Annotated in this window: 8 protein-coding genes; 2 read left to right on the forward strand and 6 right to left on the reverse strand. The window is 71.6% G+C overall.

Translation table 11 applies throughout. The annotated features are described in order from the left end of the window. Positions 1 to 529: 529 nt before the first annotated feature. The 6 genes from HNR07_RS18990 to moeZ form a co-directional block, all read right to left on the reverse strand. Positions 530 to 4,126, reverse strand: coding sequence for an ATP-dependent helicase (locus HNR07_RS18990; RefSeq protein ID WP_184366137.1), 3,597 nt, complete (start codon positions 4,124 to 4,126; stop codon positions 530 to 532). Further along, complete coding sequence (locus HNR07_RS18995; RefSeq protein WP_184372300.1) at positions 4,119 to 7,271, reverse strand: ATP-dependent helicase; 3,153 nt, start codon at positions 7,269 to 7,271, stop codon at positions 4,119 to 4,121. Before HNR07_RS18995 ends, HNR07_RS18990 begins: the two co-directional genes overlap by 8 nt. 106 nt (positions 7,272 to 7,377) lie before the next feature. Next, entirely contained in the window at positions 7,378 to 7,710 is a 333-nt protein-coding gene (locus HNR07_RS19000; protein ID WP_184366138.1) for an MGMT family protein, read from the reverse strand. 46 nt (positions 7,711 to 7,756) lie between these two features. After that, positions 7,757 to 8,143, reverse strand: a complete 387-nt coding sequence (locus HNR07_RS19005) for an SPW repeat protein (RefSeq protein WP_184366139.1) — start codon at positions 8,141 to 8,143, stop codon at positions 7,757 to 7,759. Between the two features lie 161 nt (positions 8,144 to 8,304). After that, positions 8,305 to 9,738 carry an NF041680 family putative transposase gene (locus HNR07_RS19010; protein ID WP_184360963.1) on the reverse strand — a complete coding sequence of 478 codons (1,434 nt, stop codon included), beginning with the start codon at positions 9,736 to 9,738 and terminating at the stop codon, positions 8,305 to 8,307. A 137-nt stretch (positions 9,739 to 9,875) separates the two neighbouring features. Beyond that, positions 9,876 to 11,039, reverse strand: a complete 1,164-nt coding sequence (moeZ, locus tag HNR07_RS19015) for an adenylyltransferase/sulfurtransferase MoeZ (protein ID WP_184366140.1) — start codon at positions 11,037 to 11,039, stop codon at positions 9,876 to 9,878. A gap of 314 nt (positions 11,040 to 11,353) precedes the next feature. Between moeZ and HNR07_RS19020 the strand changes: the two genes are divergently transcribed. Beyond that, complete coding sequence (locus tag HNR07_RS19020) at positions 11,354 to 11,584, forward strand: hypothetical protein (RefSeq protein WP_184366141.1); 231 nt, start codon at positions 11,354 to 11,356, stop codon at positions 11,582 to 11,584. A gap of 278 nt (positions 11,585 to 11,862) precedes the next feature. After that, a complete protein-coding gene (locus tag HNR07_RS19025) occupies positions 11,863 to 12,510 on the forward strand; it encodes a TetR/AcrR family transcriptional regulator (RefSeq protein WP_184366142.1) in 648 nt (215 codons plus the stop codon). The last annotated feature ends 34 nt before the right edge of the window (positions 12,511 to 12,544 follow it).

Genomic DNA, 12,544 nt, shown 5'->3' on the forward strand with positions numbered 1-12,544 from the left:
CGGAAGCGGTGGGCAGCCTTAGGCGCGGGTTGCGGTCGCGGTCGCGGTCGCCCTGGCTTGCCCAGAGTCACCACCACAGCGCTGAAGTCCCGCCCTCACCGCCGGGGGTCCGATGGCACGCGCGACCGGACGCGGCACGCGGCCCGGTCCGCGCAGGGGTGAGGAACCTGCTGCCCTCGCTGCCGCTTGTCCCTCCGGGCGCATGGGCGGCCGGGACACGGCCAGGCGTTGGGCTCCGGGCCGGGGAGAGGACCGGCCCAAGGCCGCGCGGTTGGTGTCTGCCGTTGCCGTTGGGCTCCTGGGTTCCTTCGGGGGACCGTCCACCACCACGGGCCGCTCCTCCCCCCGTTTCCCCTCAGCCGCCCACCGCCGTCGCGGCGAAGCGGGTCAACGTGGAGCGCCCTGCGGGCGAAGCCCTCGACGCGACGACCTTGACGCGGAGCCCTCGACGCGCGCAGCGCAGACAGCAACCGTCAAGCCACGGGAAACGGGAGGACCGCAACCAGAACCCCAGATGTGGACGCCGAGGTCAGGTGGGTTCGGGAACGTTGGTGATCAGGGCGGCAAGGCCCTCCGCGTCCAGCAGGTCAGCAGGCCTCACCGTCTCTCCGGCCCGCACATAGTGGAAAGCGGCCCGGACCTCCTCCAGCTCCACTCCGGCAAGATCGGCCCAGGCCAGACGGTAGGCCGCCAGCTGCACGCTCACCGCCCTGCGCTCGACCTGGTTCCCTGGCGGTCGGCCGGTCTTCCAGTCGACGACGTCGTAGCGGCCGGTGTCCGCGTCATGGAAGACGGCGTCCATGCGGCCGCGAATCAGACGGTCGCCGATGACCGTCTCGAAGGGCACCTCGACCTCGCTCGGGATACGCGGCCCCCACTCGCTCTCCTCGAACCTCCTCTGGAGCTCGGCGAGGTCCTCGTCCTCTCCGGCGGTCTCGTCTGCGGCCCCGGGCAACTCGTCCAACAGCGTGGCGTTCTGGCCGAAGCGCTGCTCCAGCCAGGTGTGGAAGGCCGTACCGCGCCGGGTGTGCGGCGCGGGCGGCCGGGGCAGGGGGCGGCGGATCTGGCGGGCCAGCGCAGAGGGGTCCCGGGCCAGCCAGACCATCGAGGACACCGACAGGTGATCGGGCAGCTCCACCTGGACCGGGCCTTCCCCCGGACCGGTGGTGGCGCGGTCGCGGTGGGCCAGCAGCAGCTCGGTGTCGCGTTCCCAGCCCTGGAGTCGGCGGCGCAGCCCCTCGGGGGTCTTCCTGGGACCGGCGGGTCTGCCCTCGCGGATGCGGGCCCGGGCGTTCTCGACCAGGTCGGCGCCGGCCAGGATCTGGGCGCGGCGGGAGTCCTCCGGCGGCTCGGACACCGTCCGGGCCGGTGCGGGCCCGGGCTCAGGTTCGGGAACAGGCTCGTATTCGGGTACGGGCGGCACGTCGTCGAACTCGGGGTCGTACTCCGGCTCGTACTCGAAGTCCGGTTCGGGGCCGAACTCGAAGTCCGGTACGGGGTCGGACACCACCGGTACGGACGAGGGGTCGGGCTCCTCCGCCTCCGCCTGCGGCTCCTGTGGCGGCCACACCGCCGAGGACTCCTGCTCGTCGTGCGGGTTGGTGTCCTCGGGGTCCGGCGGCGGGTCCCAGCGCACGACGGAGCCCGCGCCCCGCTCGCAGGCGGCGCGGATCTCCTCCAGGAACTCCGAGGGTCCGCGCGGGGTGCTGCCGGTCCGCCCCCACCAGTGACCCGTGCACACCAGGGCGTAGGAGGCGCGGGTGACCGCCACGTACGCCAGGCGCCGCTCCTCCATCAGGTGGCGGGCTTCCTCGGCCTCCTTGAAGGCCGCGATGTCGTCCTTCTCCACCCCGCGCAGCGCGGGCAGGCTGGAGCGGTCGCCGCGCAGCGGGTACGGGAGCAGGTGGTCCGCCTTCACCCAGGCCAGGGAGTCACGGGCCTTGGCCGGGAACAGCGGGGCGCGCTTGCCCGCGCTCACCCCCGGCACGATCACCACCGGCCACTCCAGGCCCTTGGCGCCGTGCATGGTCATCAGCTTCACGCTGTCCGAACCGCCGACCCGCTCCCCCGGGCTGAGCGCGCTCTCGTTCTCCTCGGCGGCGTTGAGGTAGCCCAGGAAGCTCCCCAGGGTGGGGTCCTCGGTGTTGCCCACGAACCGCACGGCGTGGTCGACGAAGGCGTCCAGATCCGCGCGGGCCGAGAGCGGGTCGCGGTGGATCCGCGCCGCGACCTCGATGTCCAGGCCGAGCATGCGCTCGATCTCGGTGATCAGGTCCGGCAGCGGCTGCCCCACGAACTTGCGCAGGGTGCGCAGCTCCTCGGACAGCCGTCCCAGGCGCTCGTAGGCGGTCGCGGAGTAGTTCGCGGCGTCCCCGGGGTCGTCGACGGCGTCGACGAGGCTGCCGCTCTCGGCGGTCAGGTCGAGAACCGTACGGCGCAGCAGGTCCTCGGATTCCTCGCCCTCCGCGCTCTCCTCGGCGGCGGGTCCGGTGAGGTCGCGGCGGGTGTGCCGGGCCAGTTCGGAGGCGCGCTTGCCGAGAGCGGCCAGGTCCCGGGGCCCCATCCGCCAGCGCGGTCCGGTGAGCAGGCGGGCCAGTTCGTTTCCGGCGGAGGCGTCGTGGACGACCCTCAGCGTCGCGATGATGTCGCGGACCTCGGGCACCAGCATGAGTCCGCCCAGGCCGACGACCTCCACCGGGATGTCCTGCGCTTCCAGCGCCTCGCGCAGCGGCGGGAACTGGGAGCGCTTGCGGCACAGGACCGCGATGTCGCCCGGGCTGATCCGCCCCTCCTGTCCCCCGCCGGACTCACCCTCGGGCCAGGCCTTGCCGTCCGGGGCGAAGACCGGTCCCCCCGCCTCCTCGGCGGTGGCCTCGACCAGCGCCCGCACCTGCTGGGCGATCCACGCCGCCTCCTCGGTCTCGGTGGAGAACAGGGCGGTCAGCGCGGTCCCCCGGCCCCTCCTCGCGGGCCCGGGGTGCAGAACCGGCACGTCCGCCGCCTCCGCCCGCAACGGCTCGGAGATCCGCTCGGCGACGTTCAGGACCTTCTCCCCGTTGCGGAAGCTCAGGGAGAGGCGGCGCACCGAGGCGGGCCGCCCCGGTGCGATCGGGAAGTCCGTGGGGAAGCTGGTGAGGTTGGCCGCGATCGCCCCGCGCCAGCCGTAGATGGACTGGCAGGGGTCGCCCACCGCCGTGACCGCGTGTCCGTCGCCGAAGAGCGCGCGCAGCAGCACCAGCTGGGCGTGGCTGGTGTCCTGGTACTCGTCCAGGAGCACCACGCGGAAGCGTCCGCGTTCGATCAGCCCGACCTCGGGGTGGTTCTGCGCGATGCGCGCGGCGAGCGCCATCTGGTCGCCGAAGTCCATCGCCTCGCGGGTGTGCTTGGCGTGGTTGTAGCGCTCCACCAGCGGCAGGAGTTCCTCCCTACGGCGCTGGGTGTCCACCAGGTCCCGGGTGGGCTGGGTGGGCTTGCGGGACATCGCGTCCACCCCGGCCTGGATCCAGCGCCCCACCCCGCGCACCTGGTCGGTGGTGGTGAGGTGGTCGGAGATCTGCCCGGACAGGTCCAGCACCCGGCGGGTGACGGTGTCCGCGCCGACGTTGACGTGGTCCATCGGCCCGTCGTACTCGCCGACGATCCGGGCGGCCAGCTGCCACGCCTGCCCCTCGCTCAGCAGCCGCGAGGTGGGTTCGACCGCCTCACGCAGGGCGTGGTCGCCGACGATGCGCCCGGCGTAGGAGTTGTAGGTGGAGACCGTGGGCTCGCCGTCCAGCAGCTCGTCCGGGAGCTGCTCGGTGGCGCGCAGCTGCTCCAGGCGCTTGCGCACCCGCTCGGCCAGTTCGGCGGTGGCCTTCCTCGTGAAGGTCAGGCCGAGGACCTGCTCCGGGCGCACGTGCCCGTTGGCGACCAGCCAGACCACGCGCGAAGCCATGGTCTCGCTCTTGCCCGACCCCGCTCCGGCGATGACCACGCCGGGCTCCAGCGGCGCCGCGATGACCTGGGCCTGCTCGGTCGTCGGCTCGGGCCGCTTGAGCAGCCGGGCGAGCTCGGCCGGGCTGAAACGGGGCCGGTGCTCCTCGGACGCTCCGAAAGCCGCGGGGGCGGGGGTGGTGGGTTCAGACATGTCGGCCCTCGTCCTGAACCGGGCAGCAGGCGCGTACGGCGCACGAGTTGCATCCGGTGTTGCGGGTGGCGGCGAAGCGGGATCCGCCCATGCCGGTGGCGACCTCGCGCACGAGGGTCTGCGCCCATCCGGGGTCGGGGTCCTCGCCCAACGGCGGCTGGGCCTGTTCACGCGCCTTCTTGCTGAGTGCGGCCTTGCCGACCTGCACGAGCGCGGCGCCGCCGGGTTCGGCCAGGCCGAGTTTGGCGAAGGCGCCCTTGAGCACGGCCATCTGGTAGACGCCGAGCTGGGGGTGGCGGGCCAGGTCGTCGGCCTTGGTGCCGCCGGTCTTGATGTCCACGACCACGGCGCGGCCCTCGGCGTCGCGTTCGAGACGGTCGACGCGGCCGGTGATCTCGATACCGCCCACGTCCACCTTGAAGCCCTCTTCCGTGACGACCAGCTCGCGGTCGTTGGCGGCGTCCCAGGTGATGAACTTGCGGACCATCTCATCCGCCCGGTCGCGCTGTTTGTCGGCCTGCCAGGGACCGCCGAAGTCGAGGTCGGTCCAGATCTCGTCCATCCGGGAGCTGACCTCCTCGGCGGAGCTGCCCTGGGCGACCAGGACGGCGACCGCGTGCACCACCGTGCCGAGCGCCGAGGCGGAGTCACCCGATGAGGCACCGGCGGCGCGCTCCAGCAGCCAGCGCAGCTGGCAGTTGGTGAAGCTCTCCACCTGGGAGGGCGAGACCCGGATGGTGTCCTCCGGGCCGGAGAGCGGGCGGTCGTCGGTGAACGGGGTGAGCGCGTACCACTCCGCCGGATCGGCCCCCCGAACCCCTTCCTCGGCCAGGCGGGCCAGGTGGGCCGCGGCCGCCTCACGCAGCGGCCCGGGAGCGGAGGGATCGGTGACCACCGAGCGCAGGTCGGCGACGAGCGCGGGCAGGGAGAGCCAGCGGCGGCCGGTGCTGACCGGTTCGGGGTCGCCCGTACCCATCTCGTTGAGGAAGCGGGAGGGGCGTTCGTCGGTGTCCTCACCGCCCACGCAGGTCACGTAGAGGGTGCGGCGGGCGCGGGTGAGCGCCACGTAGAACAGGCGGCGCTCCTCGTCCAGCAGCTTGGAGGCCAGAGCCGCGCCGAAGGAGTCCGCGGAGTGGCTCTCGGCGTCCACGAGCTCCTCCACACCGAGCAGGGAGCCGCGCAGGCGCAGATCCGGCCACTCGCCCTCCTGGGCGCCGGCCACCACGACCAGACCCCACTCCAGACCCTTGGAGCGGTGAGCGGTGAGGATGCGCACCGCCTCGCCCTCGGGCGCGCGTTCGGCGAGGCTGTCCCCGGGGATCTCCTGGGCGGCCAAGTCCTCCAGGAAGCCGTCGGGGGTGCCGGGCGGCAGCCGGTCGCAGTAGCGCGCGGCGCTCTCGAACAGCGCGACCACGGCGTCGAGGTCGCGGTCGGCGGCGGCGCCCCTGCGGCCGCCGGCCTGGCTGGCGCGCAGGAAGCGGTCGGCCAGACCGCTGTCGCGCCACAGCTCCCAGAGGACCTGTTCGGCGTCGGCCCCCTTGGCGGTGAGGTCCCGGACGGTACGCAGGGCCCCCGCCACCCGGGTGGCGGGGGCGGCGATGGCGGGGTCCACCAGAGTAAGTTCCCGGGGGTCGCGCAGAGCGTCCACGAGCAGCTGCGAGGAAGGCCGGTACCCGGCGGACCCAGCGGCTTCCCCGGCTGCGCCCTCTTCCCGAACCCGATCCAGGTCCAGGCGCCGCAATGCCCGCACCAGGCGCCGCAACCGCACAGTGTCGGCCTCGCCGAACGGGCTCATCAGGAGCTCGCGGGCGGCGTCCTCGTCCAGCTCCTCGGGGCGCAGGCCGTAGCGGATCAGGCCGAGCATCGGGCGGACGATCGGTTCGGCGGCCACCGGCAGGTCGTCCGAGCCCACGACCACCGGCACCGAGGCGGCGGTGAGGGCGCGGCGCAGCACCGGGAGCTGGCGGCTGGAGGAGCGCACCAGCACCGCCATGTCCGACCACGGGACCCCGTCCATCAGGTGGGCGCGGCGCAGGGTGTCGGCGATGACCGCGGCCTCCTGGGTGGCGCTGTCGGCCATCAGGACGTGCACCTCGCCGTCGGGGACCCCCTCGGCCGGGGTGAGGGCGCGGTGGGCGTTGACCTGGCCGCGCGCGGAAGCCACGGCGGGCAGGCGGCGGGTGAGGCCGCGCGAGGCCGCCAGCAGGACGGAACCGCTCCGGCGGCAGGTCCGCAGCGCGACCACCGGGGCGTCCTCGCGCTCCAGGGTGGGGAACCGGCTGGGGAAGTCCAGGATGTTGTCCACCTCGGCGCCGCGGAAGGCGTAGATGGACTGGTCCGGGTCGCCGACCGCGATGAGGTCGCGCCCGTCCCCGGCCAGGGCCCGCAGCAGCTCCTCCTGGGCGGGGTCGGTGTCCTGGTACTCGTCCACGAACACCACCTCGTGGGCGGCCCGCTCGCGCTCCTGCACCTCGGGGTCGGTGAGCATGTTGGCGGCCACCCGCACCAGCTCGGCGTAGTTGAGCGTGGGCACGGGCGCGATGTCGAAACGACCGTTCATCCGGGAGAGGAACCCGGCCGCCGCGGCCCAGTCGTCGCGATCGCGTTCGGCGGCCATCTCGGCCAGCGCCTGCGGGCCGAGCCCGCGTTCCTGGGCGCGCATGAGGAAGTCGCGCAGCTCCTCGGCGAAACCGCGGGTCTCCAGGGCGGGCCGCAGCCGTTCGGGCCAGGCCCGCGCGCCGTCCTCGAACTCCCATTTCAGCAACTCACGTACCTCCATGAGCTGCTCGGGGCCGGACAGCAGCCGAGGCGGCAGGTCGCCCATCCGCTGGAACTCACGGCGGATGAGGGAGTAGGCGTAACTGTGGAAGGTCAGCGCCAGGGGTTCGCGGGTGGTGCGGCGCAAGCGGCCGGTGATGCGCTCACGGAGCTCCTGGGCGGCCTTGCGGCTGAAGGTGAGCACCAGGATGCGCGAGGGGTCCACGCCGCGGTTGTCGATGCGGTCGACGACGGCCTCGACGATGGTGGTGGTCTTGCCGGTCCCGGGGCCCGCCAGGACGAGGAGCGGCCCGCCCGGGTGATCGACCACGCACTGCTGGTTCTCGTCCAGCACCGGAGGCGGCTGCACCTGGTGGGCGCGCCGCACAAGACGGTACGGGGATGTGTTCACGCCTCCAGTTCACCAGAGGTGGACGACCATCCCGGACGTCAACGGACGCCAGAGGAGGGAACGGACCGCCCCCGCGCCCCCGTCAGCCCTCGTTTCCCCCGTCCCACCGGGCCTGCCGCATGTTCACCCGATCACTGCCGGGGCGCATCGGGGTGCCCTCCTCGGCGTAGCGGGACAGGGCCCGCACCTCGTGCCCGGAGGCCGGCCGCCCGTCCGCGCGCACCACCCGCCACCAGGGCACTCCCCCGCCCCACTGGGACATGACCGAACCCACCTGGCGGGGCCCGCCGCGGCCGACGTACTCGGCGATGTCGCCGTAGCTCATCACCCTGCCGGGCGGGATCCGCTCCACAACGGACAGGACGTCCTCGGTGTACTCGTCGGGTTCACCGTCCGGGGGCAGCGCCTCACTCATGCGAGTGAGCCTAGCCACCCCCGCCGACAGTCACGCCCCGCTCCGGCTAGTCCGGGACGGCGTTGCTGTGCGACCCCCAGGCGAGCTCGGGGTCCCGCCTGCGCGCGGCCCTGGCCATGAACAGGCCGTAGGCCCCCAGGAGCGCGATGGCGCCGCCGCCGATCCACGCGGTCATCGCGGCCCCGGTGACGTGGGTGAACCCCAGCATCCACGGCAGGGCGAACAGCACCAGCCCGCCGGCGAGCACACCGACCTCGCTCGACAGCGCACCGGGGCGGGTCAACGACACCGAGGCGGCCAGGATGACCCCCAGCCCCAGCACGAAGAACAGCCCTCCGGAGAATCCCAGCATCCCGTGCGCGACCCAGCTCAGGCCGACCACGAGACCGAGGGCGACCGCGACCCAGTCCGCCCAGCGTCCCTTCTCACGCATAACGCCACCTCCTTGCGGCGGGGACGGGCGCCGGTGGTCGGCACCGCGACCCGTGGATGACTTGTACCCGCTTCTGGGGGGTTACGCTCCCAAAACACGGCGGGCGGCGCGGGGAGTACCCCGCACCGCCCGGAGGCGAACCACAGGCCCTAGCTTGGCGTTTAACCTGCTTGCTTGGCTCCGGGGTGCCCCGTAGTGCCCGTTTTGTTCTTCTTGGGAACCCCGTATCGGGGAGCTGGACGCTTGTTCTGGCTCCCCACCGGACGCCCCGGACCAGGCCCGCAGGATTTCGGTGCACCCACACACACCGGCAGGTCAGCGCGAATGTACCGAAACCCCCGACGCACCCGCGCCGGACTCATCCGGTCCGCTTCCACCAGCCGATGCCAGGGCAATCTGACCTGACGCGCCAACAACCGGGCCAGACGTAGCTGGGTATAGGCCACCACGACCAGCCAGGACCACCGGTCCGCCGATCGCGGGTCCCGTAGCCGGGGTGCGTTCCACCCCAACGACTGTTTGAGGAAGCGGAAGGTGTGCTCGATGTCGAACCGGCGCAAATAAGCCCACCACATCTGACTGACCTGCTCTGAGCGCATGCCGGTGGCTGAGGACCACAACCACAACGGTTTGGGATCGCGCCGCGAGGGCAAAGCCTGCACCTGCAACAACACCAGGGTGCCCTCGATCACCGGTAGCTCACCGGGGTGCTCGGCCCAGGCTGAGCGGTGGGTCAGCCGGGGATGCATCCGATCCCAGGAGCGCGCGGTGGCACTGCCGTAGCGGCGGGTGGCAGCGGTGGTCACCGTCTCCGGCTCGGGCCAGGTATCGGGGGCGGCCATCCGTAGGGCAGCCCCGTGTTTGGGCGGGCGCCCGTTGGCTGAGATCGGTCGGTGCTCGGCTGGGCCGTAGAGCACCCGGTTGGAGGGCAACCGGCCCACCACCTGAACGGGCAGATCAGCGAGCAGATAGGCCAGACGAGGACTGTCATAGCCCGCGTCAACCACCACCACAATGTCGGGATCGCCCTGCTGGTGGTGTTCAGCCCTGATCAATCGGGCGATCAGCTGGCGGACTTGGTGGGCGGTGACGGTGGTGGGGTCCTCGTCACTGTGCAGGCGGCGCAGGTCCAGGGGCGCGGTCCAGGAGGTGGAGCCCTCTTCCAGTGCGACGATCATGGAGTAGGGCCAGCCCGGGACCATCTCGGCCTGGCCGGTGCCGCGCCCGTAGGTGTGGCACCAGGCCCGGTCAGGGCTGGTCCAGGCGTCCGGGCGCAGCCAGGGGGAGACATCGCAGGCCAACACGATGCGCCCGTGGAAGCGGGGCAGGGGCAGCGAGGCCAGGATCGATCGCAGTTGGGTGGTGTCGATGCTTCCGTGGGCCAGGGCGGCGTAGGCCGAGCCGTGGCCGCGGTGGTGTTCGGGCTCCAGGGAGAGTTGTGCCAGGTGGCGCACGGGGGTCGGGGTGCTGACCAGGGCTTCGCAGACCTCGAAGAGGGCGTCAGCACGTGTGGTCAGGCAGGCGTGGAACTGGGAGCGGAATCGGGCCAATGTCGACAGTGGCTCGACAGGGGTGTGCTGGTGCAGCAGACTCATGGTGACGGCCTTCGTTGTGATCAGGTGTGTTCGTGGTTGAAGCACATGATCACGCGAAGGCCGTTGTGCTGTCCGGGAAACAACGAAGCCCGTGACCGGGACGGTATCCGGTCACGGGCTCGAGGTTAAACGCCAAGCTAGTAGGTGGGCAGGCTCGGGTCGACCTGGTTGACCCAGGCCAGGACGCCGCCGCCGACGTGCACGGCGTCGGCGAAACCGGCGGCCTTGACCGCGGCCAGGGCCTCCGCCGAGCGCACACCGGACTTGCAGTGCAGGACCACGCGCTTGTCCTGCGGCAGCTGCCCGAGGGCGTTGCCGTTGAGGAACTCGCCCTTGGGGATGAGCGTCGCACCCGGGATGCTGACGATCTCGTACTCGTTCTTCTCGCGCACGTCGACGAGGTAGATCTCGTCGGGCTTGTTGTCCAGGAGCTCCTTGAGCTCCTTGGCGGTGATGGTCGAGTCCACGGCGGCCTGGGTGGCCTCCTCGGACACGGCACCGCAGAAGGCCTCGTAGTCGATGAGCTCGGTGACCGGCTCGGTCTCCGGGTCCTTGCGGACCTTGACCTCGCGCCAGGTCATCTCGAGGGCGTCGAAGATGAGCAGACGGCCGACCAGCGGGTCACCGATACCGGTGATCAGCTTGATCGCCTCGTTGACCATCACCGAGCCGATGGAGGCGCAGAGCACGCCCAGGACGCCGCCCTCGGCGCAGGAGGGGACCATGCCGGGCGGCGGGGGCTCGGGGTACAGGTCGCGGTACTGGGGCCCGTACTCGTTCCAGAAGACGCTGACCTGGCCGTCGAAGCGGTAGATCGAGCCCCACACGTAGGGCTTGTTCAGGATGACGGCGGCGTCGTTGACCAGGTAGCGGGTCGCGAAGTTGTCCGTGCCGTCCAGGATCAGGTCGTAGGGGGCGAAGATCTCCAACGCGTTGTCCGACTCCAGGCGGTCCTGGTGCAGGATGACCTCGACGTTGGGGTTCACCTCCTTGATGCTGTCGCGGGCGGACTCGGCCTTGGGACGGCCGACGTCGCTCTGGCCGTGGATGATCTGACGCTGGAGGTTGGACTCGTCGACGACGTCGAAGTCGATGATGCCGAGCGTGCCCACGCCCGCGGCGGCCAGGTACAGCAGGGCCGGGGAGCCCAGGCCGCCCGCGCCGACGACGAGCACCTTGGCGTTCTTCAGGCGCTTCTGGCCGTCCATGCCCACGTCGGGGATGATCAGGTGGCGCGAGTAGCGGCGCACCTCGTCCACGGTCAGCTCGGCGGCTGGTTCGACCAGCGGCGGCAGCGACACGGTGACTCCTCATGACTGTTCGGATCGCTTCGCGTCCACCCGTACCAGGGGCCCACGGGGACATGGGGGCGGTGCGCGAAGCTGCTTGCACTTATACCCAACCTAACGGGTGGGGTTTTCCATTCCCACCCCGGGGAGGCGTGGTCCATGTCGCGTCCGCTCACCTCCCGCCCTCCCTCAACCAGGACGGACCGCGGGTTCATTCCACCGTTCCGCTCCACCGGCCCGACCGGCGCCCGCGCGGTCTCCCTTGCCCCGGAGCGGCCCGCGGGTAGTGTCGCTCATACGCTCCGCGACGATGGTGGGAGGACCCCGTGGCAACGTCCGATCACAGTGGGAACAGACAGCGCGTCTCCGCCGCAGGCGAGGACCCGGCCTCGGCCGTGCCCGAAGCGGACGCCGCCGAACAGCGCGTCCCGGCGGGCGCCGAGGACTCCGAGGACTGGGCCGAGGCGGCCTCCGCGGAGACCTTCGAGCAGGCCAACGAGGCGGACGTGATCGAACAGGCCCGGGAGGCCGGCCTGGACGAGGAAGAGCGCCGCTGACTCGGCGCGGCATGAGCCCGACAGGCCATCCCTCACGTATTTCAGCGCGCCCTCGTTACCCGTTTCACGCCCCGTCCGACCTGCGCGGCCGGTTATTCGACCCGCTTCATCTGGGACGTCGGTCGCTTCCTTCTGCCCGCGCCGAACTTACGCGGGAGTAAGATGAGGAAAAAGCTGCGGAACGCGACACAGAGCCGAGGCCGCGTCCGACAGCGTTAGCCAAGCAGATGTCCGGTGAATGGTGTGCATCTGCCATGCCGAGTTCGGAGGGTGTGGGTGTGACAGCTCCTTCAGACGCCCGCGCCCGGGGCACCCGCTTGCCCCGGGTCAGGCGCCGCCGCCAACTCCTGGCCGCAGCTCAGGAGATCTTCGTCGCCCGCGGGTACCACGCTGCGGCGATGGACGAGATCGCGGACCGCGCGGGTGTCAGCAAACCGGTCCTGTACCAGCACTTCCCCGGGAAGCTGGAGCTCTACCTGGCGCTCTTGGAGGAACACTCCGAGGCGCTGGTCGAGAAGCAGCGAGAGGCTCTGGAGAGCACTGACGACAACCGTCAGCGCGTGACCGCGAGCTTCCAGGCCTACTTCGACTTCGTCGCGGGCGACGGAGAGGCGTTCCGGTTGGTCTTCGAGTCCGACCTGCGCAACCTCCCCGCCGTGCGGGAGAAGAGCGAGGAGACGTTCCAGCGCTGCGCCGAGCTGATCGGCAAGGTGATCCGCCAGGACACCAGCATCTCCGACGAGGAGGCGCACCTGCTCAGCATCGCCCTGGTCGGCATGGCCGAGACCAGTGCCCGGTACTGGCTGAACAACCACGGCTCGGTCCCCCAGGACGCCGCCGAGCAGCTGGTGGCCCGGCTGGCCTGGCGCGGGATCAGTGGTTGGGACCTCACCCGCTCCGCCGAGGAGACCGGGACCGAGGACTGACGCCCCGCCGCCGCAGGACCCGCCCCCGGACGCG

The organism is Nocardiopsis metallicus, from assembly GCF_014201115.1.
In the GTDB taxonomy this organism is placed as follows: Bacteria; Actinomycetota; Actinomycetes; order Streptosporangiales; family Streptosporangiaceae; genus Nocardiopsis; species Nocardiopsis metallicus.